This window comes from Acidovorax sp. FG60 (assembly GCF_057808995.1).
In genome coordinates, this window is the sequence record NZ_JBMDJC010000015.1 from 91,870 (window position 1) to 118,593 (window position 26,724).

General features: G+C 62.8%; 25 protein-coding genes. 11 read left to right on the plus strand and 14 right to left on the minus strand.

Annotated features, from left to right (window positions below):
• Window positions 1-37: 37 nt before the first annotated feature.
• The 4 genes from ACODS0_RS20260 (at window position 38) to ACODS0_RS20275 (ending at window position 2,060) form a co-directional block, all read left to right on the plus strand.
• A complete protein-coding gene (locus tag ACODS0_RS20260) occupies window positions 38-484 on the plus strand; it encodes an OsmC family protein (RefSeq protein WP_488836784.1) in 447 nt (148 codons plus the stop codon).
• A gap of 43 nt (window positions 485-527) precedes the next feature.
• Window positions 528-908, plus strand: coding sequence for a rhodanese-like domain-containing protein (locus ACODS0_RS20265; RefSeq protein WP_488836786.1), 381 nt, complete (start codon window positions 528-530; stop codon window positions 906-908).
• Between the two features lie 85 nt (window positions 909-993).
• Window positions 994-1,185, plus strand: a complete 192-nt coding sequence (locus ACODS0_RS20270) for a YgaP family membrane protein (RefSeq protein WP_121421177.1) — start codon at window positions 994-996, stop codon at window positions 1,183-1,185.
• Between the two features lie 581 nt (window positions 1,186-1,766).
• Window positions 1,767-2,060: a DUF4148 domain-containing protein gene (locus tag ACODS0_RS20275; RefSeq protein ID WP_121508544.1), complete on the plus strand. Its 294-nt coding sequence runs from the start codon at window positions 1,767-1,769 to the stop codon at window positions 2,058-2,060.
• Window positions 2,061-2,930: 870 nt separating this feature from the next.
• Here the strand turns inward: ACODS0_RS20275 and ACODS0_RS20280 are convergent.
• From ACODS0_RS20280 to ACODS0_RS20325, 10 genes are all read right to left on the minus strand, one after another.
• Window positions 2,931-3,230: a putative quinol monooxygenase gene (locus tag ACODS0_RS20280; RefSeq protein WP_488836789.1), complete on the minus strand. Its 300-nt coding sequence runs from the start codon at window positions 3,228-3,230 to the stop codon at window positions 2,931-2,933.
• Window positions 3,231-3,286: 56 nt separating this feature from the next.
• Window positions 3,287-4,096: an SDR family NAD(P)-dependent oxidoreductase gene (locus ACODS0_RS20285; protein WP_228895794.1), complete on the minus strand. Its 810-nt coding sequence runs from the start codon at window positions 4,094-4,096 to the stop codon at window positions 3,287-3,289.
• Window positions 4,096-4,599: a nuclear transport factor 2 family protein gene (locus tag ACODS0_RS20290; protein WP_228895795.1), complete on the minus strand. Its 504-nt coding sequence runs from the start codon at window positions 4,597-4,599 to the stop codon at window positions 4,096-4,098. Before ACODS0_RS20290 ends, ACODS0_RS20285 begins: the two co-directional genes overlap by 1 nt.
• On the minus strand, window positions 4,596-5,429 hold the full coding sequence (locus ACODS0_RS20295; protein ID WP_228895796.1) for an SDR family NAD(P)-dependent oxidoreductase: 834 nt from the start codon (window positions 5,427-5,429) through the stop codon (window positions 4,596-4,598). The genes ACODS0_RS20290 and ACODS0_RS20295 overlap by 4 nt, the downstream gene beginning before the upstream one ends.
• Window positions 5,429-6,397 carry a Bug family tripartite tricarboxylate transporter substrate binding protein gene (locus ACODS0_RS20300; RefSeq protein WP_228895797.1) on the minus strand — a complete coding sequence of 323 codons (969 nt, stop codon included), beginning with the start codon at window positions 6,395-6,397 and terminating at the stop codon, window positions 5,429-5,431. The genes ACODS0_RS20295 and ACODS0_RS20300 overlap by 1 nt, the downstream gene beginning before the upstream one ends.
• 103 nt (window positions 6,398-6,500) lie before the next feature.
• Window positions 6,501-7,316, minus strand: a complete 816-nt coding sequence (locus tag ACODS0_RS20305) for an SDR family NAD(P)-dependent oxidoreductase (RefSeq protein ID WP_488836791.1) — start codon at window positions 7,314-7,316, stop codon at window positions 6,501-6,503.
• Between the two features lie 52 nt (window positions 7,317-7,368).
• A complete protein-coding gene (locus ACODS0_RS20310) occupies window positions 7,369-8,178 on the minus strand; it encodes an enoyl-CoA hydratase/isomerase family protein (RefSeq protein ID WP_228895801.1) in 810 nt (269 codons plus the stop codon).
• Between the two features lie 33 nt (window positions 8,179-8,211).
• Window positions 8,212-9,387: a thiolase family protein gene (locus ACODS0_RS20315; RefSeq protein ID WP_488836793.1), complete on the minus strand. Its 1,176-nt coding sequence runs from the start codon at window positions 9,385-9,387 to the stop codon at window positions 8,212-8,214.
• Window positions 9,384-9,815 (minus strand): Zn-ribbon domain-containing OB-fold protein, encoded by a 432-nt coding sequence (locus ACODS0_RS20320; RefSeq protein ID WP_436131879.1) that lies wholly within the window; start codon window positions 9,813-9,815, stop codon window positions 9,384-9,386. The genes ACODS0_RS20315 and ACODS0_RS20320 overlap by 4 nt, the downstream gene beginning before the upstream one ends.
• Window positions 9,816-9,874: 59 nt before the next feature.
• Entirely contained in the window at window positions 9,875-10,855 is a 981-nt protein-coding gene (locus tag ACODS0_RS20325) for a Bug family tripartite tricarboxylate transporter substrate binding protein (protein ID WP_228895807.1), read from the minus strand.
• Between the two features lie 189 nt (window positions 10,856-11,044).
• On the opposite strand from ACODS0_RS20325, the gene ACODS0_RS20330 reads away from it, so the two are divergent.
• The 7 genes from ACODS0_RS20330 to ACODS0_RS20360 all read left to right on the plus strand — a co-directional run bounded on the left by ACODS0_RS20330 (window position 11,045) and on the right by ACODS0_RS20360 (window position 21,277).
• Window positions 11,045-11,857, plus strand: a complete 813-nt coding sequence (locus ACODS0_RS20330) for an IclR family transcriptional regulator (RefSeq protein ID WP_228895810.1) — start codon at window positions 11,045-11,047, stop codon at window positions 11,855-11,857.
• Between the two features lie 36 nt (window positions 11,858-11,893).
• Window positions 11,894-13,042 (plus strand): acyl-CoA dehydrogenase family protein, encoded by a 1,149-nt coding sequence (locus tag ACODS0_RS20335; protein ID WP_228895812.1) that lies wholly within the window; start codon window positions 11,894-11,896, stop codon window positions 13,040-13,042.
• Window positions 13,043-13,082: 40 nt separating this feature from the next.
• The gene (locus ACODS0_RS20340) at window positions 13,083-15,197 is read left to right on the plus strand and encodes an acetate--CoA ligase family protein (RefSeq protein WP_436131878.1); all 2,115 of its coding nucleotides are present in this window, start codon (window positions 13,083-13,085) and stop codon (window positions 15,195-15,197) included.
• Entirely contained in the window at window positions 15,194-16,300 is a 1,107-nt protein-coding gene (locus ACODS0_RS20345; RefSeq protein ID WP_488836797.1) for a CaiB/BaiF CoA transferase family protein, read from the plus strand. The genes ACODS0_RS20340 and ACODS0_RS20345 overlap by 4 nt, the downstream gene beginning before the upstream one ends.
• Window positions 16,301-16,303: 3 nt before the next feature.
• Window positions 16,304-17,314: an NAD(P)H-dependent flavin oxidoreductase gene (locus ACODS0_RS20350; RefSeq protein WP_228895818.1), complete on the plus strand. Its 1,011-nt coding sequence runs from the start codon at window positions 16,304-16,306 to the stop codon at window positions 17,312-17,314.
• Window positions 17,311-18,246, plus strand: a complete 936-nt coding sequence (locus tag ACODS0_RS20355; RefSeq protein WP_228895820.1) for an NAD(P)H-dependent flavin oxidoreductase — start codon at window positions 17,311-17,313, stop codon at window positions 18,244-18,246. Before ACODS0_RS20350 ends, ACODS0_RS20355 begins: the two co-directional genes overlap by 4 nt.
• A 394-nt stretch (window positions 18,247-18,640) precedes the next feature.
• Complete coding sequence (locus ACODS0_RS20360; protein ID WP_488836800.1) at window positions 18,641-21,277, plus strand: AAA family ATPase; 2,637 nt, start codon at window positions 18,641-18,643, stop codon at window positions 21,275-21,277.
• Here ACODS0_RS20360 and ACODS0_RS20365 read toward each other — a convergent pair.
• From ACODS0_RS20365 to ACODS0_RS20380, 4 genes are all read right to left on the minus strand, one after another.
• A complete protein-coding gene (locus ACODS0_RS20365) occupies window positions 21,274-22,407 on the minus strand; it encodes a PIN domain-containing protein (protein WP_488836802.1) in 1,134 nt (377 codons plus the stop codon). The two genes, ACODS0_RS20360 and ACODS0_RS20365, sit on opposite strands and share 4 nt — an antisense overlap.
• A 616-nt stretch (window positions 22,408-23,023) precedes the next feature.
• Window positions 23,024-24,820, minus strand: a complete 1,797-nt coding sequence (locus ACODS0_RS20370; RefSeq protein WP_488836804.1) for a methyl-accepting chemotaxis protein — start codon at window positions 24,818-24,820, stop codon at window positions 23,024-23,026.
• A gap of 128 nt (window positions 24,821-24,948) precedes the next feature.
• A complete protein-coding gene (locus tag ACODS0_RS20375) occupies window positions 24,949-26,418 on the minus strand; it encodes an NAD-dependent succinate-semialdehyde dehydrogenase (protein WP_488836806.1) in 1,470 nt (489 codons plus the stop codon).
• Between the two features lie 97 nt (window positions 26,419-26,515).
• Window positions 26,516-26,724 (minus strand): isocitrate/isopropylmalate family dehydrogenase (locus ACODS0_RS20380; RefSeq protein WP_488836808.1); only part of this gene is annotated, 209 nt, incomplete at its 5' end.

A 26,724-nucleotide genomic window follows, 5' to 3' on the forward strand; every position in this document is an offset into this window, starting at 1 on the left:
TATCCACGAGCCCCCTCAGAAGATCCCGGAGATTTCCATGAGCAACGAACAAGTCACCGTTGAGCTTGTCCAGCAAGAGGACTACCGCTTTGACATCCATTTTGGCGGCACCGTCCCCCACCTGATCGGCGATGAACCCGTCCCGTTGGGCTCGGGCAAGGGCCCATCGCCGGTGCAGCTGCTTTGCGCAGCGGTGGGCAACTGCCTGAGTGACTCCCTGTTGTTTGCGCTGCGCAAATTCAAACAGTCACCGGAACCCTTGCGCGCCACCGTGGTGGCCCAGGTGGGCCGCAACCCAGAGGGACGCCTGCGTGTGATGCGCATGGACGCCACCTTGCAACTGGGCGTACCTGCCGCACAACTGGAACACCTGGACCGCGTGCTGGGCCAGTTCGAAAGCTATTGCACGGTAACCCAGAGCGTGGGGCAGGGCATTCCCATCGTGCTGAAAGTGCTGGACGCCAACAACGTCGTCCTCAAATGAAACCACGGCATATCCACCGTCACACTACTAAAGGAAACACCCGATGAAAACAGCCCACGATCTCGTGGCTGCGGCGAAAGCTCAGGTCCATGAAGTCCCCATCGACCAAGCCGATGAAGCCCTCCGACTGGCAGATGTGCTCATCGACGTGCGTGAGGCCGATGAGTATCAGGCCGGACACATACCCGGTGCCATCCACGCCTCGCGCGGCGTTCTGGAGTTCAAGCTCAGCAGCACGCCTGCACTCACCTCGCGCGATCTGAAGGTGGTGGTGTACTGCAAGACCAGCGGGAGGGCCGCCTTGGCAGCCTGCGCCATGCGCGACATGGGCTACCTGCTGGTGCAGTCCATCGCAGGCGGCTTTGACGCCTGGGCTGCGGCGGGCAAACCCGTGGCGTCTCCCGAGCCACCGTCTTTCGACTGATTCGGTGGTGCATCAGCCATGCGCCACCTCCTGTGCAAGAAAGGTCCCGCCCCCCGGGGCCCATGCGTAACCCAAAGGAATTGTCATGAACGTCAACGTTGGAACCATTGATCGCGTGCTGCGCATCGTGGCAGGCTTGGTGCTGATTGCCTTGGCTGCCACCAACACTGTGGGATGGTGGGGCTGGTTGGGCGTCGTCCCCTTGGCCACCGGCCTGTTCCGCTTCTGCCCCGCCTACACACTGCTGGGCATCAACACCTGCCCCTTGAAAAAGTAGCCAGACGCGGCAAACGCTGCGCGTGCGCTTCAGGCATTTCCCGTACGTGCAGCACTGAGCACTTGTCTACGATCTAGCCGGAGATCGTGAACAGACGCTTCGACAATTTAGCCCCACACATCTCAAGCCGGGCCACCAACTGCGCACAACGGGCTGCCGAAGGGCTGACGCCCCGTGCAAGGTCACCTGCACCGCCACCGGCGGGTGGTCTGCATCGCCCAGGCTCTGACTGACGCGGAGCAGTTCGACAGCTCCACGCTTTCCCGGCTCGCAGGCCCGGGCACCAGAGTTTCTCCCCGTGAAACCTAGTGGGAGAAATACGCCCATGGGCCTCCAATCCCTGCATACCCCCTCCCTGCGAAGCGCTTCTTGGCGCAGCAGATCAATTGTTTCCAATACTGGAACAGTTAGTTTGCGACTGGATAGTTTTTCTCTGAACAGCACCGGCGTACAGTTCATCCCATCGATGAGCCGAACCCGCAAGGCGACTCACCGAACCCGGTTTGAAGCAGTTTTCAGCATCCGCTTTTGGCGCTTTGTTCCGGCTTTTTTGAGACGCTTTTTATCCAAGGATTTGCACCATGAACACGACCGCCCGTTTCCTGTCTATCGCCGCTGTTGCTGCTTTCGCCTCTTTTGGCGCCCACGCAGACGAAGCCGATGGCTCGCAATTTGCGCTCCAATTCGACACCAACCGCACCCGTGCTGAAGTGCAAGCGGAAGCCGCCACGGTGGCCCAGACCCGCAGCCAGGAACCCGCTGGCTCGCGCGTGGTGACATACACCTCTACGGCTGACCGCGCTGCAGTACGTGCCCAGGCAGCCGAAGCCCTGCGCACCGGCAAGATTCCCCACGGCGAATTCAGCGCCATGTAATTGACGCAGTTGCGGGCCTTCCCATGGTGGTGGCACTTCGCGGGTGCTGCTGCCATGGGGAGTGTTTTCCTCACTGTCAGGCAAGCAAACTGGGCTCCCACTGGGAGCCCTTTTTGTTGCTACGCCTATGCCTCGGCAAGGAGCTGTCTCTCCCTGCGCGTTTTGCGTATTCGGTGCGGGGATCGAGGATGAAGGCGGTTCCCACGGGCTTCCTTCTTTGCTCTTGCCCGCATCTCCGAATCGCGACTATCCCGGGTAATTAAAGTCGTAAACCCCTGCCCAGCATCCATGCGGCCTAGCGCCCTGCTCAGCCAAGTGGCTGTCAACCTAAAGTCGTAAACTCCTCCAAAAGCACTGCAACAATCACTCAAATACGGGTTCGAGAAGTCAGCGCTTTCCGGTTCGACGGTCTCAATGGCGCCCCACAGTGGCAGCTACCCCTGCGGCGCTCCTGAACCATCCTCACGACAAGCTCACGAACCTCGTAAAGAGCTTGTTCGTATACGTCCTGCCCAGCCCTTTCAGAGTGTTGATACGTCGCAAAAACCGGAGCGATTCACTGTCGTCGGACTAGAGGCGTCAGTTGGTGCACCGTGAAATCTCCCATGAGCGATTCTCTTGGGCCAAAGGGGAACGTCAGCACTACAGGAACGCATAGCTGCTTGCAGCCTGAAGACGACTGGTCCACTGTGCGGTTTGGACACCGAGGTTACCGAAGTAAGGACTTTCATACCGAGCGCGCTGGAATCGGTCACCGCTCCACAAAAAGTGGTTGCGTTGGCCTGCTTTGAGGTCACAAATATTCTTCGGCAAAAAATCGACCCGGTCATCCCCTCACATGGGTCAATTGCCGCGCTTGAACTACCGCCGTCAGCGTGCCGCAACCGCTGCCGCCTCATAGATATCGATCTGCGGTGGCTCCTGACACAAGCTTGCCATTGACTGTGCGAACGTGCGCGATGCTTCCACGCGGAAATGGGCTTGCAGTGCGGCCATGTTTTCCCAGCGCTCCACAAACACGAAGCGTAGCGGCTGCTGCACATCGCGGCTCACTTCGTGGGACATGCACCCTGGCTCTACCCGGGAGCGCAGGACATGCTCCACGGCCAGTTGCTCAACAGCCTCCTCCGTATCTTGGCGTGCGATCACATGGCCTGTGACGATGATCATGGTGCGACTTCCTCTGTGTTTGCGGGTGGAAAGAACTGAACGGATGGTCTCCGAAGCTAACGCGCGCTGGCGCCGCCGTCGATGGGGATGATGGCACCGGTCATGTAGCTCGATGCCGGTGAGGCCAGCAGCAGCGCCAGCCCCTGGATTTCGTGGGGCTGGGCGATGCGGCCGAGCGGGATGTAGGTGCGCATGCGCTCGGCGCTCTCCGGCAGGCGCAGGCGGCCGCCGTTGATGCCGGTCGCGAAGGGACCGGGAGCGATGGCGTTCACCAAGATGTTGAAAGGCGCCAGTTCGATGGCCGCCTGGCGCACCACGTTGTTCACCGCAGCCTTGGAGGCCACGTAGGCGTAGCCGGAATGTGCCTCCGACCGCAGCCCTGCGATGGACGAGGTCACGATGATCCGCCCCTGCCGCCGGGGCTTCATGTGGCGGCTGGCGGCACGCAGCGTAGCCAGCACACCCGTCAGGTTCACCTGGAGTACCTTTTCCCACGCTGCCGGGTCCACGTTTTCCAGGCGTCCTTGCTCGGCCAGGAAGCCGCGTCCGGCGCTCATGCCAGCATTCGCAAACACGCAATCGATTGGACCCTCGGCCGCGATGGCGTCGATGTTGCGGTCCACGTCGGCGCCATCACTGACATCAATCACCCGGTGCTGTACCTTCGCGTGAGCCTTGCGCAGGCGGTGTACCTCGTGGTCCAGTGCCTTGGCATCGCTGTCGGACAGCACGACTTCCGCACCCGCCTCCAGCATGGCTTCTGCAATGGCCAGCCCGAGACCGCTCGCAGCGCCCGTCACCAGCGCTCGCTGGCCGGTCAGATCAAACAAGGACGGCAACGAGGCCATGGTGGCTGTGCTGGGCATCAGTGAGCCCCTTGCAGCGGAATGAGGTGGTCCCAGCGCTCAGCGGCTTCGATCATGTAGTGCACGCTCAAGGTGACGCGTTGAAAGAACCATTGCCCGTCCAGGCGGATGTACTCGTCGTCAAAGCGGCCCACCACATAAAAGCTCTTTCCGTCCCGCACGGGCCGGCCGTCCAGGTAGCTGGACCCTGTGCCTCGGTCGCCCTGAACCTGGACGACATGGCTGTGGATGAACTGCCGGGCCGTTTGCACCGGAAACGATGCGAAGAACGCACGGATGTTGTCGCGGCCCCGCACTTCGGGGCGCCCACCGTAGGCCACATGCGCATCGTGTGCAAACAGTTCGTAGAGGCGGTTGCCCGCATCCTCATTCACCAATTCGTGATAGCGGGCACGCAGCGCGCGGATGGCTTCGATGCTCTCCATGCATTCAACGCGTTCTGTGAGGGCCCTCACATGGTCATGCAAGGCGGCAAGGTCGGTGGATGGGTGGGCAGCGGTCACTGAAGACTCTCCTGGTGAATATGGTGGAAATCGCCCATGATTTTTTGGCTGCGGTCTCTCACGGACGCGCCAGTGTGGGCATGGGGAATGATGTAGAAGCGGCGCGCATGAATCGCGTCGACCGCAGCGCGTGCGACATCCTCGGCACTGATGTCAGAAGCAGCCATACCGGCACGCACGCGCTCTCCATAGGCGGCAGCCGTAGGGCCGGCCGCTGGCAATGCGGCAGGCCGGTTGCGTTGTGACTGGTCGATGCGCGTGGCCACCAAGGAGGGGCACAGCACGGACACGCCAATGGGAGCGCCCACCTGCGCCAGGTCCTTGGCCAAGCATTCCGAGAAGGCGACGACCGCGTGTTTGCTGGCGCAGTACACGGATGAACCGCCGATAGTGGCGAGGCCAGCGGCCGATGAGGTGTTGACGATGTGGGCTGCCATTCCCCGGGCCCGCATGCGCGGCACAAAACTGCGCACGCCATGCACCACCCCCATCAGGTTCACTCCCAGCACCCACTGCCAGTCGTCGTCAGTGGCATCCCAGGCTGCCCCAAGCACCGCCACGCCTGCGTTGTTGAAAAGCCAGTCCACACCGCCACACTGGCTCCAGCTGGCCTCGGCCAGCCGCTCCACGTCTGCGGCGTTGGACACATCGCAGCGCTGAGCCAGGCAAGCGGCGCCCGTCGCCTCCACCAGCGCCTGCGTGGCGGCCAGGGCCTCGGCATCGATATCCGCCGCCACCACCACCATGCCTTCGCTGGCGCAGGCCAACGCCAGTGCACGGCCGATGCCGCTGCCCGCGCCGGTGACCACGGCCACTTTGGGCGCAGACATCAGAGGCTCGCTCCGGACTTGCGAATCACCTCGGCCCACTTGGCGGCCTCGGTGGCCACGAAAGGCGTGAACTGCTCGTGTGGCATGCCGATCTTGACGCTTGAGACCGCGTCCAGCGCCGCCGTGACCTCGGGCGAATTCAGTGCCTGCCCCACTGCATCGGACAAACGTTTGACGATGGGCTCAGGCGTATTGGCCGGTGCAAAGATACCGCCCCAGTTCATCGCCACCACGCTGGGGATTCCGGCCTCGGTCATGGTGGGTACGTTGGGCAGCGCGGCAAGGCGGCTGGTGCTGGTCACTGCGAGCGCGTTGATTTTTCCGTCCCGGATGTGCGCCCGAGATGTCTGTACATAGTCGAACAGCACATCCACATTGCCCGCAATCAGATCAACCAGGGCCGCAGTGGTGGCCTTGTAGGGGATGTGATTGAAGCGCGCGCCGGTTTGGGTTTGCAGCAACTCCAGACACAGGTGGGCAGACGTGCCATTTCCACCTGATCCAAAGTTGAGCTTGCCAGGCTGTTGCTTGCCGAACTCGATCACGTCGGCGACGGTTTTGAACTTCGTATTGGGATTGCAGACCATGACGTTGGCGTTACCTGTCAGCCCATGGATGGCCACGAAGTCCTTGACCGGGTCGTAGCGAATGTTCTTGAAGAGAACGGTATTGGTCCCCTGTGTGCCCTGGGTGCCGAGCAGGATGGTGTAACCGTCGGGCGCAGCACGCGCCACAAACTCGGCGCCGATGGACCCGCTCACTCCAACCCGGTTTTCAATGACGATGGGCTGGCCGAGGTTGTCGCTCATCGCCTTCGCGATCAAGCGGGCCTGGACATCCACCACGCTGCCCGCCGAGAAGGGCACGACGAGCGTAATGGGGCGCTGCGGATAAGCGCTCTGTGCAAATACCGAGGGCGAGAGTGCCATAGCCCCCATGGATGCCGAGAAATGGCGGCGATTCATCATGGTCTTGTCTCCTTTTTATGTATTCGGTCGTGCTGCATGAGAACGCAGTACGGTCAGCAACTGAGCGGCGCAGAGGCGGTTTGCCCGGCCGCCCCTTCCTGCATCAAACCATCGCGAAGCCGCCCGATGCGCCGATGGTCTGCCCCGTGATGAACAGCGCGCGGTCTGACGCCAGGAACGCCACGATGCCCGACACGTCGGTGGGCCGGGACAGGCGACCCACGCCTTTGGAGATGGGATACGCATTGAGCATCTTGCCCAGCAGCTCGTTGTTCTCTACCGTGGCGTGGATGTTCAACGGACCGTCCTTGATGCCCTCATGGGACACGGCGCCCAGAGCGATGGAATTGACGGTGACCGCGTGGCGGCCGTGCTCGCGCGCGAGGGCCTTGGCGAACCCGGCAATGGCAGCCTTCGCACCCGAATACACCGCCATGTTGGCCTCGCCGATGCGGCCCGCTTCCGAGATGATGTTGATGATGCGGCCCGTCTTGCGCCCGACCATGCCTGGCAACACGGCGCGGCAGCAGTGCATGGTGCCGTAAACGTTGAGGTTCACGATCTTGGCCCAGTCCACCACGGGGGTATCCACAAAGGCGGGTGTGCGGCCACCTTTTTCGCGGCGCTCTGGAATGATGCCGGCGTTGTTTACCAGCACGGTAATGGGCGCGCCGAAATGCTCGGCGGCACTGGCCACCATGGCATCGACCGCCTCCAGTTGGGTGATGTCCGCCGGCGCTGCATAGGCCTGCCCGCCTGCGGCGTTGATTTCATCCGCCACCGCCTGGGCGCGCTCGGCAAACAGATCGTTCACCACTACGCGTGCGCCCTCGACTGCGAGTTCGATGCAAATCTGCCGGCCTACGCCTTGCCCGCCGCCTGTGACGAGCGCGACCTGTCCGTTCAATCCGAGTTCCATTGGGATGCCTTTCGTGTGTGTTGTCTGAGGAAGTCGCCAGTGCGGCAAGGCCCTAGCGTCCTTTGAATTGGGGTTCGCGTTTCTCGACAAAGGCGCGCATGCCCTCGATGCGGTCTTCGCTGTCCACGATCATTGCGGCTGCATAGCGCTCGTATTCCAGGCCCGAGTCCAAGTCGGTCTGCATGCCCCGGTTGATGGCGCGCTTGGCAAACCTGACTGCCAGCGGCGGGTGTTGCGCAATGCGCTGGCTTAATTCCAGCGCAGCCGTCATCAGCTCGGCCTGCGGTACCACGCGGCTAACTAGGCCATAGCGCAGCGCTGTCTCCGCATCCACCAGATCGGCCGTCAGGATTAGTTCTTTGGCCCGGGCTTCGCCCACGAGCCGTGGCAGGCGCTGCGTGCCACCGGCTGCCGGGATGACGCCGAGCTTGATTTCGGGTAGACCGAAGCGCGCATGAGAGGCCGCGATGCGCAGGTCGCAGCACAGTGCAATCTCCAGCCCGCCGCCCAGCGCCACGCCGTTGATGGCTGCGATAACGGGCTTTTCGAATTCTTCGATGTTGCGAAACAGCTCGTGGGTTGCTTTCTGGCGCACGAAATACTCCGTGCCACGCACCACATCGGTGGCGCGCTCCTTGATGTCGGCGCCCGCGCAGAACGCCTTGTCGCCGCTGCCAGTGATCAGCACCGCGCGCACCTGGTCGTCGTTGCGGGCCAGTTCAAAGAAGGCGCGGGCCAGGTCCGGCTTCATGGTGCTGCCCAGCGTGTTCATGCGGTCGGGCCGGTTGAGGGTGACCACGGCCACGCGGTCGCGCACCTCATAGAGCAATGTGCCCAGGTCCTGGATCTCAGGTGTAGTCATTGGATTGCTTTCAGTAAGAGATGTGCAGGGCCATCACGCCGACGCCGACAGCACGTGGGCGACGGAGACCGAGCCGAGCCCGATCATGTGGGCCATGCCCCAGCGCGCATTGGGGTGCTGGCGGCCTTCCGCCTCGCCCCGCAGTTGGCGGGTGATTTCGGCCAACTGGCCGATGCCCGTGGGGCCGAGCGGGTGCCCCATGCCGATGAGGCCGCCCGATGCGTTGATGGCGCAGCGGCCGCCGATCTGCGAATCGCCACGCGCCAGGTAACGGGCGCCCTCGCCGGAATCGCACACTCCGATGGCTTCGCTGTAGAGCAACTCTTCCACCGAGAAGGCGTCGTGCAGTTCCAGAAGGTCGAGCTCCTTGGGTGCAATGCCCGCTTGGTCAAACGCGGCCTGCGCGCTGGTGCGGACCAGCTCCACAGCGCTGTCGCCGTACTGCGCTTCGGGCCGCTCACTACCTGCGACCGACGCCTTGACGCGCACGCAGCGCCGGGCATCCAGCCCCAATTTACGGATGGCGTTGCCAGAGACCACCATCACCGCCGCAGCCCCTTCACCGCGCGGGCAGCATTGCTGCACGGTGAGGTCGCCCACCACGCGCGGCGATGCGAGCACCTGCTCCAGCGTGCGGGGTTTGCGGAACTGCGCGAACGGGTTGCGCGCTGCATTGCCGTGGTTCTTTACGGCCACGTTGGCCATTTCTTCGACGGATGCACCGCGCTCGCGCAGATAGGTGCGCGCCATCATCGCGAACTTGGCCGCCGGGATGGTGGCGGTTTCGCTCAGTCTCTCCAGACCGTCCTTGTTGGCCGCACGGCGCCCATCGCCATGTTTGTCCACCCCGACTGCCAGCACCACATCACTCATGCCGGTGGCCACTTCCATGCACGCCTGGCGGAATGCGAAGGAGCCAGAGGCCGATGCGTTTTCCACCTGCGTCACCGCCAGACCCGTTGACCCCAGGTGGCGCAGCATGACGCGGCCGGTTGCCATCCCAATGGAAGTGGTGCCCACGTACGCGCTTTGTACGCGGTCCCATGCCAGTCCCGAGTCGGCCAGCGCAGCGCGTACGGCCGTGAGGCCCAGTTCGGTGTAGGGCGTTTCGGTAGGGAACTGGTACGGGTGCAGACCGATACCGGCGATGAACACACCGCCGTTAGCATCGAGCCAGTTGCTCGAAGTGGATTGTTGGACATTGCTCATTGCGCGGCTCCTTCATTCACGGGCACAAAGCGGCAGGCGTAAACACCTTCTTCGGGCTTCATTTCGGCGATGGCGCGAACCGTCATGCCGTGTCTCAGCGCCGTTTCGTCTCCCACAGCCATCACACCTTCTTCGACGATGCCGGGCGCAATGCGAATGTCCCCGGCGATGCTGGGTGCTGCCATGCCAGGCAGCAGTGGCACGTGCAATGTCACGAATTCCAGCAGCTCTCCACCGCCTGGGCGGGTGACGCGTTGTGCTTCACTCAGCGGGCTTCCGCAGTGCATGCACCCCGGCGCGTTGGCCGGAAAGCTCAGCCCCCCGCAAGCGCCGCACTGCGCAAAGAAGAAGTTGAGCGAGTGGCCGTCTTCAGCCAGCTCATAGAGAGTCGGCTGCAACGGCTTCAAGGAAATCTTTGAATCGGTCATAGATGGAAGGGGTGAAATAGAAAGGTGCGGGGTGGCGGGCACGCAGCACCCGCCACCCATCAGTCGAGCTTGGCGCCCGACTGCTGAACTACCGCACGCCACCGGGTCAGCTCCGCTTTCACGAAAGCACCCAACTTGGCGTCGCGCAGGCCGACGAACGGAACGCTTCCGAACTTCTCCGTGGCCTGCAGCATTTCGGGGTGAACGATGGCCTTGGCGATCTCGTCGCCCAGGCGCTTGACGATGTCCGGTGGCGTCTTGGCAGGCACGAAAACCGCGCCCCAGGCCGTTGATTCGGCTTCGGGGACGCCCAGCTCGCCGACGGTCGGCACGCCGGGGGAACTGGACAGCCGCTTCTTGGAGGTGACTGCCAGCGCCTTGAGCTTCTGCGCTTGTACTTGGGGCAGGACCACCGCGGGGTAGTCAAACATGAGGTCAATACTGCCGGCCATCAGGTCGGTGAGTGCTGGCGCACTACCGCGATAAGGCACGTGAGTCATCTTGATGCCTGCGGCCGTCTGGAACAGCTCGGCCGTCAGATGGGTGCCCGTGCCGGGCCCGGCAGAGCCGAAATTGAGCTTGCCGGGGTTGGCCTTCGCGTAGGCGATCAGCTCAGGCACGGTCTTGAAAGGACGCGTTGGGTTGATCACCAGCATGAGTGGCGTTTCCGACATGCCATGCACAGGAACAAAGTCCGTGACTGGGTCGTAGCGTACGTTCTTGTACAGCGCCAGGTTGGCGCCATGCGTTCCTTGTGTGCCGTAAATGATGGTGTAGCCATCTGGCGGCTGGCGCGAAGCTGACTCGACCCCGATGGAGCCACCAGCGCCGGGACGGTTGTCCACCACCACCGATTGGCCCAACTGCGCGCTGAGCAGTTTGGCCAGCAGTCTGGACGTGTTGTCCGTGATGCCTCCGGGTGGGAATGGCACCACAAAGGTGATCGGCTTGTTGGGCCACTCATCTCCTGCAGCGTGCAGGACACCGAAGGCCAACGAGGCAATGACAAAAACAACCAGTTTTCGGAAGGCTCTAAGCATGCTTGTCTCCATTTTTTGTTGCCACATGATTGCGGCTGGTCGTAGAATACTTCAATATTTCGTAGACATGCAAGAAGTTTTCGAAATCATCCCGATAGAGAAAATCGAAATTTCAGAGCAATTTCCGCAGTGAATCGCCTTGCCCGCAAAGCTATGATTCGTTGATATCTACGAAATACCGGAGAATTTATGCCAACCATCGTCCCCGCTGCCTCTCGAACCATGGCCCTCCTGGAGGTTTTTGCCCGGGAGCGCCGTGAGCTCTCCAACTCCGACCTCGCGCGTCTGATGGACCTGCCCGAAAGCAGCTGTTCTGATCTCTTGCACACGCTGCACGAGTTGGGTTACCTAATGCGGACCGCGCGCACCCGGCGCTTCTATCCCACGGCCCGCCTGCTCACGGTTGCCAAAGGCATCGCTGCGGGGGATTCGCTCTATGCCGTGGCGTCCGAGGCCTGCGAACTGCTGCGCGACAAGACCGGAGAGACCGGCATGTGCGGCCGTGTGGAGGCCGGCGTGGTCAAGGTCCTGGCGTTTGCAGAGGGCACGCACCCACTGCGCTATGTAGAGAACGTCGGCAACAAGATCGCCCTGCACGTGTCTGCTTTGGGCAAGGCCACGTTGTCGCTCGGCACCCCCGAAGAGGCTGCACGGCAGCTGCGACTCAAGCCGCTCAAGCAGATCGCCCCCGGGTCCATCACCGACCTCGCAGCGCTGGAGGCGCAGATTGCGCAAGCGCGCGAGCAAGGCTGGATGTGGGTGGAGAACGAAGGCTTTGACGGCCTGGCCGCCATTGCCGTGGCAGGGTATCTGGGCGATGAACCCCTCGCGCTTTCGATCGCCGGGCCTACAGAACGCCTGCGCCGTACCAAGGATGCCTGCCTGCAGGCCTTGCAAGAAGTGCAGGCGCTCGTGTTCCACCCCCTGAACGCCGCTCCCACGCTGCGCGCCACGGCATCAGGCCGACGCGGCGCGGGTACCAAGGACACGACTCCCGCCTAGCGGCGGGCCCATGCATTCAACCCAGGAGACATAGCCATGTATTCAACGATGAGTTCCGAACAAGAAATGCTGCGCGACAGCGTGCGCCGCTTCATGAAAAGCGAGGTCGCACCCCGCGTGGCCCAGCACGACCGCGACAAGACCTTCCCCTTCGAACTCCTCAAAGAGCTGTCCCAGTTCGGATACATCGGTGGCCGCCTGCCCGAGGCCCTGGGCGGGATGGACATGGACCAGATGACCTGGGCCATGCTCATGGAAGAAGCTGGCTACACCTGGCTGTCGCTGCGAACCATGGTGAACATCACCAACGCGGCCATCAACAAGCTGGCCGCAGAGGCCAACGAGGAACAGCGCGAACGCTTCCTGAAGCCCCTGCTGGCATCCGAACGCAAGGTGTTCAACGCCATCAGCGAGCCGGGCACGGGTTCGAACATTGCCCAGGTCCAGACCCGCGCAGACCTGCAGGGCGACCACTACGTGCTCAACGGCCGCAAGCTGTGGATCACCAACGGCGCCTTCGGCGACTTCGGCATCGTGGTCGCCCGCACGTTCAGCCCCGATTGCCAGGGGGGGCTGTCCACCTTCCTGGTGGAGCGTGATGTGTCTCCTTATGAAGTGCGCAATGTTGACACCATGGTGTTGCGCAGCACCGGCACCGCGGAGCTGGCGTTCGACAATGTCAAGGTGCCACGCGAGAACCTGCTGGGCGAAGAAGGCAATGCGCTCAAGAAGATGCTCATGGGCCTGGACGGCGCGCGCGTCAACATCGCCATGGGTGCCGTGGGCGCTGCGCAAGCGGCGCTCGACCTGTCCATTGACTACGCCCGAACCCGCACCCAGTTCGGCAAGCCCATCGGCAGCTTCCAACTGGTGCAAAAGCTCATCGTGGACATGACGATCCGTGTGGAGGCCGCCCGGGCACTGAGCCTGCGCGCCGCCGCCGCACTGGACGCCAATGCCGATGCGCGCACTGCTTGCTCGATTGCCAAGCTCTATGCCACCGAGGCCGCACACGAAGTCGCCAGCATGGCACTGCAGGTGCACGGCGGCCTGGGCTACGCCACCGACTACCCCATCGAGCGCATCTTCCGCGACACGCGCGGCGGGACGATTCCCGAAGGCACCACCGAAGTGCAGACCTTGATTGCCGGGCGCGAAATCCTGGGTATCTCGGCGATTGTCTGATCCTCGGCATCGCCGCACCCATAACGACCAGGAGACAACATTGACTGACCTTTCACGACTGATCCGCCCGCGCTCAATTGCCCTTGTGGGCGCCTCGGACCGCCCGCAGAGCATTGGCGAGCGCACGCTGACCAATCTGCTGGATCATTCCGAGTTCGACGGAGACATTTATCTCGTCAACCCGACCAAGGCAGAGATTCGCGGGCACCGCTGCTGGCCCAGTGTGGCGTCGCTGCCCGCCACGCCCGACGTGGCGGTGATCGTGGTGCCCGCATCAGGCGTACTGGCCGTGGCCGAAGAGTGCGCGGCACGGGGCGTGCTGTTTGCCATCGTGCTGACGTCGGGCTTTGGCGAGGCCGGAGAAGAAGGCGAACGTGCCCAGGTGCGGCTCAAGGAGATTGCCGATGCGGGCGGCATGCGCCTGTATGGCCCCAACTGCCCGGGCCTCACCAACGTCAACCACCGCCTGGGCCTGACGTTCTCGCCCTCCTTCCCGCACGACCTCGTCAAGGGTCCCATCGGATTGGCTACTCAGGGTGGCGGCCTGGGGCGCAACGTGATGCAGGCCATGGACCGGGGCATCGGCATTGGCCTGTGGGCCTCCACAGGCAACGAGGTGGACTTGCAGGTGGCCGACTTCATCCACTACATGGCCGATGCACCCGACATCAAGGTGATCGTGACCTTGCTAGAGGGCATCAAGGACGGTGCGAAGTTCGTGGCCGCCGTGAACCGTGCGGCTGCCAATGGCAAGCCCGTGATCGCACTCAAGGTGGGCAAGTCGGAATACGGGCAGAAGGCGGCGCAGTCCCACACCGCATCCCTGACAGGATCGGCCGAGGTAAACAGCGCTGTGTTCAAGCAGTGCGGTGTGATCGAGGTGGATGACATTGACGAGCTGGTCGATACAGCCTGGCTGTTCGCACGTGGCGAGCCGGCGCCCAGCGAAGGAGTGGCCATCTACACCTCGTCGGGCGGCACCGCGGCCTTGACGGCGGATGCCGTGGGCACCGCAGGCCTGACCCTCGCGCAGTTTGCCGCGCACACGCGGCAGTCCCTTGCAGATCTGCTTCCCGCTTACGCTGCGCTGGACAACCCGGTGGACACCACCGCCGCCGTGCTGAGCGATGCTGCGCTGATCGAAAAATCGCTGAGCGCAGTGGCGGTGGACCCCAACCTGGGCTGCGTGATCGTTCCGATCGCGCTGGACTATGGTGACACCACGATCCAGCTGGCGCGCACCATCATCGCGGCGCAGAAGGGTTGTGCTACCCCTATCATTCCCATCTGGATGAGTGACCGGATGGGCGAGGGCTATCGAATGCTGGTCAAAGGCGGGTTTGCACCGCCACGGTCGGTGGGTAAGGCCATCAAGGCGATCCAACGCTGGATTGAATACGGCCGCTGGAAACGCGCTCGCGGTACGCATACGCCGTTGAACCCTGTGGCGGCGCTTGCGCCCGCCACTGCCACGCGCAGCCTGTCCGAGGCCGAAGCGAAGTCCCAGTTGCTGGCAGCAGGCATCCCTCTGCTGCCCAACGCACTGGCGCCTACCATGGAGGAGGCCGTCGCGGCGGCCAACGCCATGGGCTACCCCGTGGTGGCCAAGATTGCGAGCGAGCAGATCGTGCACAAGTCCGACATCGGCGGCGTAGTGGTAGGGCTGCAAAACGCCGACGAACTGCGTCAAGCCTGGGAGGACATCATGACGGCGGCGAAGCACCACCGGCCCGACGCACATATCGACGGTCTGCTGATCGAGAAGATGGCGCCGCGCGGTGGCCTGGAGTTGATGGTCGGCGTCACGCGAGACCCCGTGTTCGGCCATGTGATGACTTTCGGCCTGGGAGGCATCTACGTGGAGATCCTGCGCGACGTCACACGCCGCATGCTGCCGCTTTGCGCCAGCGAGGCTGCCGCCATGGTCCGTGAGATGCGGTGTTTTCCCCTGCTCGAAGGCGCACGCGGCCGCCCACCAGCGGACCTGGCAGCGCTGCAGACGCTGTTGCTGAGCATCTCTGACTTCGTGACGCAAAACGCAGGCCGCATTGAGGAAATGGACCTCAACCCTGTGTGGATTGGTGCAGAAGGCGAAGGTGTGCTGCCACTGGACGCCGTCATCATCGAAAGAACCTCCGCAGGAGCGTCCGCATGATGGGCACAGCAGCCCGACCACCGCTGCAGGGCATCACGGTGGTGGATTTCAGTGAACTGCTGCCAGGTCCCTTCCTCACGCAGAACCTGGCGGAGATGGGCGCCCGCATCATGAAGATCGAACGCCCGCCGCATGGCGACAACGCTCGGCACCTGGGCCAGGGCGCTTTCGAGGCCGTGAACCGGGGCAAGCAAAGCCTGCTGGTGGATCTCAAAGACGAAACCCAGCGCGCCCTAGTTCGCGATTTGATCGCTTCGGCCGACATCGTGGTCGAGTCCTACCGCCCAGGCGTGATGGCGCGCCTGGGCCTGGACGCCGCTGCACTCTGCCGGGCCTATCCGCGCCTCATCTATGTATCCCTCAGTGGCTACGGCCAGACAGGACCGTGGGCCAATCTGCCGGGGCATGACATCAACTACCTGGCCGCCGCTGGCGTGCTGGCCGTCTCCGGCCAGCCCAATGGTGCTCCCGCGCAGAGCTTTGGGCTACCAGTGGCCGACCTGTGCGGGACCATGTACGCGCTGTCCGCCACCCTCGCCGCACTGTTCCAGCGCGAAGCCACTGGCCGCGGGCAGTACCTGGACGTGGCGCTGGCCGATTGCGCCTTGCACTGGATGAACCCACGGCTGGGCGCCTACCGGTCGGCAGGTGCACGCACAGTGCAAGCGCAGCGCGAGGCCACACTGGTGAAGGCTGCCTACGGCGCGTTCCAGTGCAAGGATGGGCGCTACGTGTCTATTGCCGCGCTGGAAGACCATTTCTGGAAGCGCTTGTGCACAGCCCTGCCGCTCGCGCCCTTCGATGGGCCGGAGTACGCAACGCACAAGGTACGCAAGGCGGTGGCCGATGCGATCAATCTGCGTATCGAGCAGGCCATGCAGCTTCTGGAATCGCAGGAAGCCTTCGAATTGCTGTGCCGCTATGACGTTCCAGCTGCGCCCGTGGTGCATCCCGCCGAACTGTCGTCCCAAGCGCACTTCGCCTCGCGAGGCAAGTTTGCCACTGGTGATGACATGCCGTGGGTACGCTTCCCCGTGGCCATGGAGGGGATGGGCGACACCGACCTGGCTGGAGCGCCCGCCCTGGGTTCTGCGGGGGGCTGATCCATGGGCGCCGCTCTGCGCACGCGCGTTACGCAGCTTCTGGGGATCGATCACCCCATCCTGGGCGGTGGCCTGATGTGGCTGTCCGACGCCAGGTATGTGGCTGCGCTGGTAAATGCAGGCTGCATGGGCTTTATCACGCCCCGGTCGTATGCCTGCGAAGCGGATTTCCGGGTCGCCCTCGCACTTTGTGCGGAGCTGACCCACGGCAAACCGTTTGGCGTGAACCTCACGCTCTCGCACCGGCCCGAGGCCAACGCCATGGTTCCGCGCTGGATGGATGCCGCCCTGGCGCATGGCGTGAAGATCTTCGAGACAGCAGGACATGCGCCAGCGGAACTCATCAAAGCGCTGCACAAGGCCAACGCCGTCGTGATTCACAAAGCCTCCAGCATCCGCCACGCGCTTTCTGCAGAGCGTGCAGGCGCAGATGCCATTGCCCTGGTCGGCATGGAGGAAGGCGGACACCCAGGCATGAACGAGCTGCCTACGATGCTCATGGGCGCGCTCGCTCTTGGTCAGTTCAGCGTGCCGGTGGTGCTAGGCGGTGGCATCGGTCGGGGCAAGCAATTGGCTGCGGTGCTTGCCCAGGGGCTGGACGGCGTGCTCATCGGCAGCCGCTTTTTGGTGTGCGAGGAAATCCAGGCGCACCCCCGCTACAAGGAGCATCTGCTGACCTGCGACGAGCACTCCACGGTGCGGCTACTGCAGTCGCTAGGCACAACTTGGCGCGTGCTGCTGAACGACACCGCGCGCCAAGTTCAGGCCATCGAGCAGGCAGGTGCCACGGAACACGCTGCGTTCGGCGACCTCATCAGCGGAACGGTTGCGCGCGACCGCTGCTACGCCGAGGGTGAATGGCGCCATGGCATGGTCTCGCTGGGACCATCCATCGCATTCGCAAAACGCATCGAGCCGCTGCGGGCCATCGTCAACTGCATGGTGGACGAAGCGGCGCAGGCCATAGCTGCCCTTCACGCAACGCATTCACAGAACGGAATGGAACAAGAATGAACCGACTGCCTTTCATGGATCGCCTGGTGGTGCCCGCTATCGCGGCCCCCATGCTGCGTGTCTCTGGCATCGAGCTGGTCTCGGCCGCGTGCGCGGCCGGTGTCATCGGTGCGTTTCCCACGGCCAATTGCACGTCTCTGGACGATTTTTCCGCTTGGCTGCAGCGGCTGCAGCGAGAGGCCGAAGAACAACCGGGCCGAGCGCCCTATTGCCCCAACCTCATCATGCGGCGCGACCCAGCACGCCTCAAGGCCGAAGTGGACTTGATCGTGCGCCACGGCGCGGAGCTGGTGATCACCAGTGTGGGGTCGCCCGCTTCGGTGATTCCGGCCTTGCGTGACGGCGGCTGCCTCGTGTTTGCCGATGTGGCCTCGCTCCACCACGCGGAGCGCGCGCTGGAGGCGGGTGTCGATGGCCTTGTGCTGCTGTCGTCCGGCGCAGGCGGACACACCGGTTGGGCCAACCCGTTCGCCTTCGTGCGCGCTGTGCGCCAGATGTTCGATGGCCCTATCGTGCTGTCGGGGGGGCTCTCGGACGGCGTGGCGCTGCGCGCAGCCACGGTGCTGGGCTGCGACCTGGGGTGCGTGGGCACGCGATTCATCGCCACCCAGGAAAGCATGGCGACTGCGGACTACAAAGAGATGCTTCTGGAAAGCTCCATGGACGATGTGCTCGCCACGCGCGCCTTCACCGGGTTGCCCGCCAACTTCCTGAAGCCGTCCATCGTCCGCGTGGGGCTCGACCCGGAAGCGTTGGACGAGACAGTGTCCGTTCAGGAGGCGCGCAAGAAATTCGGAGGAGGATCTGAAGGACCAGTCATTCAACGGTGGTCGGATCTATGGAGTGCAGGGCATTCGGTGTCGGGGGTGACATCCTTACCGACTACTGCCGACCTGGTTCAGTCCATGAAGAGGGAATATCTAGCTGCCTGATAGCCTGTACGCAGGTGCCGAGGATGCAGTGGCATGGAATTGTTCCCCGATAGTTGCCAGTGTCCGGTATGAACATATGCAGTCAGTGAACGGCTGAACATTGAGGACTGCTATCAGCCTAAAACTGCCGTACCAGAGGTCGGTTCTGCAGCGATTGCTGTCATCGGCGAATAGTCGTCAAGTTCACGCTGCCTGGCATAAAGCAGTCGCTAGCGCAATTGGCAGGCTGCTGATGCAATGGCGCCTCGAGCATGCGGCTCTGAAGTCCGAGGACGACGACCTCTCGCCGGTCACGTTGTGAAGCGATTCATCGCTGCGGTTGGTCAAGCCGAGCGTTGCTTACATATGGCAATATCTCCGAAAGACGCGAAGAGCGTCATCAGGGAGCTCAAGGATGCAAATCATCCAGGACATCGGCGGTTGGCTCGCACAACAGCCCCCGTGGCTGAGCGACTGTGCCCGCAGGCTGCTTCAGCAGGGAACGTTGGGCTTAGGCGACAAGGAAGACCTGGTTGCGCTGGTCAAGGTGCACCATGGCTTCAAAGACCCTAAAGGCCGCCAACCCGCGCCGCTCGACCCTGCACAGATTCCGGCCGCAGCGCAGGAAGGTGTGGACGTCAGCCTTCGTGCGCTAAGGGACCCGCAGAGCCTCAACGCCATTGACTCCCAGCAGAGCCTCACCTTCGTGGCGGATGGGCTCACCGTTGTCTATGGCTATAACGGCGTCGGAAAGTCCGGCTACGCGCGAGCGCTTAAGAAAGCCTGTCGGGCCCGGAACGTCGAGGACATTCTTCCCAACGTGTATTTGCAGGGCCAAGCGGACGCCGCGGCGAGCGCAACTATCGACTGGCTCGAAGGCGGCACAGAAAAGTCCGACGGCTGGGCAGCGAACAAGGCGTCGCCGCCGGCACTTTCTCAAATCTCTGTGTTCGATGCGCATTGCGCGCGGGTGTTCGTCGATAGCCAAGCCAAGGTGCTGTTCGTCCCAGGCGGCCTTGAGGTGATGCATGGCCTGGCCGAGGCGATGAGGACCACCCAAGACCAACTCGAGCTGGAGCAGGCGGCAGGCCGCTTTGACCTCAACCAGCTTGCAACCTTAGCTGGGGAACACGTGGTGGGTCGTGAGATTGCCAAGCTCAGTCGGCAGAGCAAGCCCCAGGAGTTCGAGGCGTTGGCGAAGCTCTCGGAGCAAGAAGCCCTAGAGTTGGCGGCCCTGCGCAAGCTGTTCAGTGACCAGGACCCTGCCAAGCAGGCGGCCAGTATCCGGCGCTTGCTCACGCGCATGACCACTCTGACAGGCGAGCTCACCGAACGCACGGCCCCTCTGCAGGACGATGCCATCGAACAGCTGAGGCAGGCCCTTGTTGCGCTGGTCGCCGCCGAGGCTGCCTCGAAGTTGGCCGCCGAGAAATTGCAGGCTGACGGAGCACAAGTTGCAGGAACCGGCTCGGAGCCCTGGGAAGTATTGCTGCGCAGTGCGATGGACTTTGTGGCCAAAGCAGCGTACCCCGGCAGTCCGTTCCCCGGGCCGGAAGACGGAGCGCACTGCGTTCTCTGTCAGCAGCCACTGAGTGACGAGGCTGCTGCGCGGTTGAAGTCTTTCGTCGAGTTTCTTGAGAACGACGCCCAACGGAAGTTCAAAGAACAGCGCGAAACGGCTGGGCGGCTGTACTTGGCCATCAAGGCGCTGAACTTCGGAACCTTCCCATCGGACACTGCGCTGCTAGAGGAACTCGCTGAGGCGCAGCCGGACCTCGTGGCTGGGGTGAAAGCATTCGCGCAGGCGCTGCAGGCCCGCAAGGCCCGGGTAGAGGCGATGACGCCAGAGCGCAGGCTCGACCCTCTTGAAGCGCTGCCGGAGGCCCCGTTCGCCGCCATAGAGGCGTGGGTCAACGCGAGAGCCACAGAGGCGAACACGTTCGAGAGGGCGATGACCCCTGAGGAGCGCGCGGCCAAGCTCAAGCTCCTCGCTGACTTGGACGCTAGGGAGCGGCTCGGCCCGCTGCTGCCAAAGGTCTCCGAGGCCATCGTGTGGCACAGGCGTGAACATGCATTTGGTGAGGCCATCAAGAGCTGTGGAACCGCCGCAGTGACGCGCAAGACGACCGAGCTCTACGACGCCCACGTCACTGAAGAGCTGAGGACTGCGTTCGTGAAGGAGCTGGAGGCGTTAGGCATCCGTGGCCAGCCCGTCACATTGGAGATGACTGGCCAAAAGGGCGCTCGGGTGCAGCAGCTCAAGCTCGGAACTATGCCTCGTTTCGCGAAGGCCAAGTTGTCTGCCATCCTTAGTGAGGGCGAGCAACGCGTCGTGGCCCTGGCCCTCTTCCTCGCAGAGATTGGCATTGAACCGGGGCGCTCGGGCCTCATCTTCGACGATCCGGTCTCGTCTCTCGACCACATGCGGCGTGAGCGAATTGCCAAGCGGTTGGTGCTCGAGGCAAAGAAGCGCCAGGTTATCGTCTTCACGCATGACCTGGCCTTCGCGCTGGCGCTCACCGATTTTGCCGAGGACCAAGGCGTGAAGTTCGCGCACCGCCACTTGGCGGCGACGACGAAGCGCAAGGGCTTGTCTTCAGACGACTTACCGTTCGAAGGCAAGAAGCTCAAGAACCGCGTCGGCGACCTTCGTGCAATGGCGACAAACGCCAAGAAACTCCTGGAGACGGATGGGAATGTCGAGGGCTACAACGACTTGGTCCGCAACGGCTATCGTCGGTTGCGCGACACCTGGGAGCAGTTGGTCGAGGACGTGCTTTTGCAGAGCACGGTCCGACGCTATCGGGTCTCTGTGGAGACCACGCGGCTGAAGTCAGTGTCGGTGGACGACACCGATGCCAGCGCCGTCTATAACGGGATGACGCGCTGCTCGAAGTTCACCCACGAAGGCGGAGCAGAAGCGCCCCCGGCGCTACCTGAGCCGGCCGAATTCGCCGCTGACGTCGAAGAGCTTGCCGCCTATGCCAAGACGGTGGAAGACCGGGCGAAAGCGACCGAGGCACGGCGAAAGCTGGCAGGCCTTGGGGCCTAGTACTTCTCGAACGTCGGGTCCTCGTCGGAGTAATCAGGCTCAATGTGGCCGAAGTCGAGTTTGTGCGTTCTTCGCACGAGTTCTATGTCAACCGCTTGCAGCTCATTTCCGCCCGGCTCTTCGAAGGTGATGAGAGCTTCGAAGTTAACGGTCTTGCCCTCAGAGACAACGCAGCCGCCTAGGTCGACGCCATCCATGACGAAGTCAAACGTCGCCTCGACGGAAGCTGTTGCCTCGAATTTTCCGATGACGGTCAGGGCACCGTTGGAGTAGTCGATTGCCCGTAGCGAGCCCTGCACAGGGTCATCGACGAACTTGACCTCCGTGACGTCGACTTGAAGGTCGACTTCGTAGTCAAACATAGCCGATGCATCCTCTACCCACATAGTGCTGTTGAGCAGGCTTGCGAGCTCACGCAGCCCGCCCCAAGACTCCGCCTCGGCTTCCAACAGAGCCGTCACATGGGCTACCAGCTGGGTTCGTGTGGCATCCCGCTTCTGAAAGAGCTCCAGTGCTTCGCCCAGTTCAGCAACCCAGGACAGGCGGTTCGATGCTTCGGCAAACGCCTGCCAGCCCCTGTCGTTGCTGACGAGCAAGATAGGCTTATTGTGTTCCTCGGCCCAGCTCTCAAGGGCTATCAGCGCTACTGCGTCTGGGAACTCGTGCTTCTTATCGCCCGACCTTTCGAACGGCAAGGACGGCTGGAAGTAGCGCTTCATGAGGTCGGCGATGTCCACACGGCCGCTGGCATTGATAACTTCACCACCGCAGCGACACAGGAAGGCGTCAAGTCTTCCTGCAGTCACGACCTCAGCAGTCTCGGTGCCGAGAATATCGCTCGGCGTTGGCGCGCCGGCGGCCGTGGGCCAATGGTCGCGGGCGTCCTCGAGCGCACCTTTCAGCTTGCTCTTCGCCTTGACCGCCTCGTTGACCATATGGGCCAGCACTTCGTGCTGCACAACGTCCGACATCACCACGACCCCGGGAGTGCCGCTGAACTGCTCCAAATGCCGAAGCTGCCCTGACTCCAAGCGGAAACCGTGCTGTTGGTAGATGCAGGTATCCACCGAGATGGCGACTTTCAATGTCGGCCCTTCGAGGATGTGGCGCTCAATGTCTGATTTTTTCATCAACCGCAGGTGTGAAGTGGAGATAAGAGCCGAGGATGCCATGACCCGGCCGGGGATACTCACCGGTTGGCGCGACTACCTCGCCATACGGCGGCACGGCGCAGCTAACAGGTATCCCATCCGCGCCGCCGATTGACCGCTCAGGGCCGGGATTTACTGTTCGTCTGAGCCACGACCGATCATTCGCAGCCAAGCCGGATGCACTCAACAGCGAGCCCCCGTTCTCGAGGCTGACGCGCTCGTAGTCGGCGGCCTGCGTCGAATGACTGGTGACTGCTGCAGCTCACGTGCAGGTGGCCACCAGCGAATGACTCCGACCAGCCTAGAGCAGTCCAGTGCAACCCGTCTCATTCGCTGCGGTTTACGATAGCCGAGAAACACTGAATTTGCAGAACCCAGAGTTTTGCAGATGCTGGATTTTCACAAGCGGGTGCAGCAAATTGTTCAGGAAATCCGTTGTTCGATCCAACTGGTGGCATGGTCCGCAATTGTGGTCGAGCCACTTAGTACCGCCGACTGCAGCGATTCAATCGTTTCACTCGCGACCCGGAGATCAAGCGGGACGCGACAGCTATCTACAGAGAAAAACTCTCCAGCTTTCACGAGCCATTGCACCTCAAGACTTGGTCAACACGGGAGTCGGGGCGCCCATTACTCGACTCAATGCTGCTGACTGATCTTGCAAGCTCGCGGCTGCGGCGCCGCTGTACTCCACTAATTCGGCATTTCGCTGTGCAAGTCCTTCCAAGTGCAGGACTGCTTGCCCCATTTCTGTGATGCTAGCGCCCTGGTCGGTGGTCGAAGCGTGGATTTCACCGATCACGCCAACTACTTGCCGCACTGCGGAGACCATTTCATGGATAGTAGCTCCAGCGCTGTGAACCAGGTGAGCTCCGTCGCTTACCAAGTTAACGGAGGACGAGATGAGCCCTCGGATTTCTCGGGCGGCCTGAGCGCTGCGCTGCGCCAGCTGACGCACCTCTGCAGCTACTACAGCGAAGCCGCGTCCCTGTTCGCCGGCACGAGCAGCCTCCACCGCCGCGTTGAGTGCCAGGATGTTGGTCTGAAATGCAATCCCGTCAATGACACCGATGATGTCCGCGATCCTCTTCGACGCTGCACTGATCTCGTCCATAGTCTGCACAGCCTGACCCACCACTGCAACCCCATGGTCGGCAATATCTGATGCCTGTGTGACCAGCAACTTGGCCTTGTGTGTGGCATCGGAGTTAGCTCGGACCGCTCCGGTGAGCTGTTCCATCGACGCAGAAATCCCCTCCAGACCAGAAACCGTGAGTACAGTGCGGTGGCTGAGATCCTGGTTGCCAAGCGCAATCTCATCGGCCGCGACCCTCACGGATGCGCTGGTGTCGCGGATACGGGACAGCACCACGGCCTGCTGGTCAGCAAAGGCATTGAAGCTGGCGGCAATTTCCGCCAGCTCATCGGCACCACGCGCGTCCATGTGGTGCGGCCGATTAGGGTCACCTTCGCCCGACGTTACCTCACGCATGGCATCGCGCAATTGCCCCAATCGTGCCAGACGGTGCGAAATAAAGTAACCCAGCAATGCAGCAGTGGCCAGCAGCACCAGTGCACTCACGGCGGCGGAAGCGGTCAGCATCGCAGTGATCGGCGCCAGTGCCTGTGCTTCATGCAACAGCAAGACCAGCAACCATTCGGTCCCTTCCACTGGCACCGCCATCAGCAAGAAATTCCTTCCGTCCAGCTGCACCGGGACCAAGGTGCCTCCAGCGGCAGCCGTTCTCAGCGCGTGCGGTGTGAGGGCGGTCGAAACCTCAGTAGACGGCGCAAGGACCATCCGCCCCTCCGATGCGGCAATGATCACGCCGTCCGCATTGATCAGAAAAGCCTCGCTGTCGGGCGTAGGACGGATGGAGGCCACATTGGCCATAACCGCGTCCATGGATGCATCTGCAGTGCCCACGCTGGTGACGGCGGACTTTGACCCCACCGGAGCGGCAAAAGTAATGACCAACGGCCCGCTGGTACCCCCTGCACGGTAAGGCGAGGTCACCACGGGCTGGCCCATTTGCAGCGCCTGTTCGTAGCCAGGTTTTGCCGAGGCGGAGCCGGGCTGGGCAGAAGACGAAGATGCGGCCGTTACATAGTCGAAATACGTCCCAACAAACTGACCGGCATCACGCAGCATAAGCAACGATTTGGAGGGTTCCGGGTCCTGGGTCGCGGCTTGCACCAGGCTGAGTTTGGACTGAACCCATTCGGAGAGACCCTTGGCATGGCTCTTTGCGAGCGCCAGGTTCTGCTCTGCCAAGCCCTGGTAGGCACGCTCCCGAGCGGTGAAGTAGTTGGTGAGTGTGATGGCGAGCACCCCCAGGGCCAAACACAGCAACGACGTGAGGACGATCTGCGTCTTGAGCGATTTCAGCATGGCAGCACTCCTTGAGGGGTTTGGGGAGGCGCGCGTTGACGAGCCTCCCGACCAGAACGGGATGACAAAAATGAACCAAAAAAGCAGTCAGCGCCCGTGTCCGTAGCGCTGCAGTAATAAAGCGTCCCTCAGTCCAGCTGCCCCTGGCACACATACTTTGTGTGCAGGTAGTCATCCAGCCCGTGCGTCGATCCCTCGCGCCCGTAGCCCGACTCCTTCACCCCACCGAAGGGCGCAGCCTCGGCCGCCAGCGCTCCTTCGTTGATGCCCACGATGCCGGTCTCCAGCGCATCGGCCACACGCCAGATGCGGCGCACGTTCTGGCTGTAGAAGTACGCGGCCAGGCCGAAGGGCGTGTCGTTGGCGGCGGCGATCACCTCGGCCTCGTCGTCGAACGCGGTGAGCGGCGCCACAGGGCCGAAGGTTTCTTCACAGGCGCAGGCCATGGTGGCGTCGGCGCCTGCCAGCACCGTGGGCGCGTAATACGTTGCGCCCAGCTCGGTCAAGCGCTTGCCGCCCGTGAGCACCTTGGCGCCGCGGGCTATCGCGTCGTTGACGTGGCGCTCGATCTTCTCGACCGCGCGGTCGTTGATCATGGGGCCAATTTGCGAAGCGGGGTCGCTGGCGGGGCCGACCTGCAGCGCCGCCACCTTGGCGGCGAGCTTGTCGGCGAAGGCGTCGAACACGGCGCGGTGCACGAAGACACGGTTGGGGCTCACGCAGGTCTGGCCACCATTGCGGAACTTGGCGGCCATGAAGCCCTGCACTGCTGCATCGATATCGGCATCTTCAAACACGATGAAGGGAGCATTCCCACCCAGCTCCAGCGAAAGCTTCTTGAGCGTGTCTGCACTGCGCCGGGCCAGGTGCTTGCCCACGGGGGTCGAGCCGGTGAAGGTGATCTTGCGCACGCGGCTATCGTCCAGCCACACGTCCACCACGGTTGGCGTGTTCTGGCGCGAAGCCGTCACGATATTGAGCACGCCCGCTGGCACCCCGGCTTCGTGCGCAAGTTGCACCAGGGCCAGCGAGGTCAGCGGCGTGTCCTCGGCAGGCTTGCACACCACGGTGCAGCCTGCGGCCAGCGCCGGGGCGATCTTGCGGGCGATCATCGCGGCCGGGAAGTTCCACGGCGTGATAGCGGCCACCACACCCACGGGTTCCTTCAGGGCAAACATGCGGCGCCCCGGCACGGGCGCGGGGATGACCTCGCCGTTCATGCGCGTGGCTTCTTCGGCAAACCATTCGATGTAGCTGGCGGCGTAGGCCAACTCGCCCTTGCCTTCGGCCAGAGGCTTGCCCTGTTCCAGGGAGATCAAGGCGCCCAGGTCGTCGCTGTGCGCCACGACCAGGTCGTTCCAACGCTTGATGATGGCGGCGCGCTGCTTGGCGGGCACCTTGCGCCAGGTGGGGAAGGCGGCGTGGGCAGCGTCCAAGGCGGCCAGGGCTTCAGGAGCGCCGGAATCGGGCACCGAGGCGATGACGACGCCGGTGGCGGGGTTAGTGACGTCCAGGCGGGCAGAGGTGTTCGCGGCCCATGCGCCGTTGATGAAATTGGCGCTGCGGATGAGGTCAGTACGGGAGAGGGTCAGGGACATGGTGATACATTCCGAAAATTTTTAAGACAAATTGACCGCTAGCGCTTTATTAGCAAGCGTTAGCAGCTATTGAATCAGGAGCGCTGCGCAAGATCGATCAAACGGCTGCCACCCGCGCGGCAATGGCCTCGCCCACCTTCGTGGTGCTGGCCGTGCCGCCCAGGTCCGGTGTGCGCGGGCCGCTCTTGATGACTTCTTCGATGGCCGCCACGATGGCATCGTGCGCCGCCCGTCCTGCACCCACGCCCTGCGTGAGGAAGTCCAGCATCAGCGCGCCCGACCAGATCATTGCGATCGGGTTGGCAA

Coding starts and splice junctions, on each gene's coding strand:
- ACODS0_RS20355 (WP_228895820.1), top strand. CDS start 17,311: ATGAACCGACTGCCTTTCATGGATCGCCTGGTGGTGCCCGCTATCGCG.
- ACODS0_RS20295 (WP_228895796.1), bottom strand. CDS start 5,429: ATGTCTGCGCCCAAAGTGGCCGTGGTCACCGGCGCGGGCAGCGGCATC.
- ACODS0_RS20305 (WP_488836791.1), bottom strand. CDS start 7,316: ATGGAACTCGGATTGAACGGACAGGTCGCGCTCGTCACAGGCGGCGGG.
- ACODS0_RS20285 (WP_228895794.1), bottom strand. CDS start 4,096: ATGCCCAGCACAGCCACCATGGCCTCGTTGCCGTCCTTGTTTGATCTG.
- ACODS0_RS20345 (WP_488836797.1), top strand. CDS start 15,194: ATGATGGGCACAGCAGCCCGACCACCGCTGCAGGGCATCACGGTGGTG.
- ACODS0_RS20315 (WP_488836793.1), bottom strand. CDS start 9,387: ATGAGCAATGTCCAACAATCCACTTCGAGCAACTGGCTCGATGCTAAC.
- ACODS0_RS20275 (WP_121508544.1), top strand. CDS start 1,767: ATGAACACGACCGCCCGTTTCCTGTCTATCGCCGCTGTTGCTGCTTTC.
- ACODS0_RS20350 (WP_228895818.1), top strand. CDS start 16,304: ATGGGCGCCGCTCTGCGCACGCGCGTTACGCAGCTTCTGGGGATCGAT.
- ACODS0_RS20270 (WP_121421177.1), top strand. CDS start 994: ATGAACGTCAACGTTGGAACCATTGATCGCGTGCTGCGCATCGTGGCA.
- ACODS0_RS20260 (WP_488836784.1), top strand. CDS start 38: ATGAGCAACGAACAAGTCACCGTTGAGCTTGTCCAGCAAGAGGACTAC.
- ACODS0_RS20310 (WP_228895801.1), bottom strand. CDS start 8,178: ATGACTACACCTGAGATCCAGGACCTGGGCACATTGCTCTATGAGGTG.
- ACODS0_RS20370 (WP_488836804.1), bottom strand. CDS start 24,820: ATGCTGAAATCGCTCAAGACGCAGATCGTCCTCACGTCGTTGCTGTGT.
- ACODS0_RS20325 (WP_228895807.1), bottom strand. CDS start 10,855: ATGCTTAGAGCCTTCCGAAAACTGGTTGTTTTTGTCATTGCCTCGTTG.
- ACODS0_RS20330 (WP_228895810.1), top strand. CDS start 11,045: ATGCCAACCATCGTCCCCGCTGCCTCTCGAACCATGGCCCTCCTGGAG.
- ACODS0_RS20265 (WP_488836786.1), top strand. CDS start 528: ATGAAAACAGCCCACGATCTCGTGGCTGCGGCGAAAGCTCAGGTCCAT.
- ACODS0_RS20300 (WP_228895797.1), bottom strand. CDS start 6,397: ATGATGAATCGCCGCCATTTCTCGGCATCCATGGGGGCTATGGCACTC.
- ACODS0_RS20375 (WP_488836806.1), bottom strand. CDS start 26,418: ATGTCCCTGACCCTCTCCCGTACTGACCTCATCCGCAGCGCCAATTTC.
- ACODS0_RS20360 (WP_488836800.1), top strand. CDS start 18,641: ATGCAAATCATCCAGGACATCGGCGGTTGGCTCGCACAACAGCCCCCG.
- ACODS0_RS20365 (WP_488836802.1), bottom strand. CDS start 22,407: ATGAAAAAATCAGACATTGAGCGCCACATCCTCGAAGGGCCGACATTG.
- ACODS0_RS20335 (WP_228895812.1), top strand. CDS start 11,894: ATGTATTCAACGATGAGTTCCGAACAAGAAATGCTGCGCGACAGCGTG.
- ACODS0_RS20280 (WP_488836789.1), bottom strand. CDS start 3,230: ATGATCATCGTCACAGGCCATGTGATCGCACGCCAAGATACGGAGGAG.
- ACODS0_RS20320 (WP_436131879.1), bottom strand. CDS start 9,815: ATGACCGATTCAAAGATTTCCTTGAAGCCGTTGCAGCCGACTCTCTAT.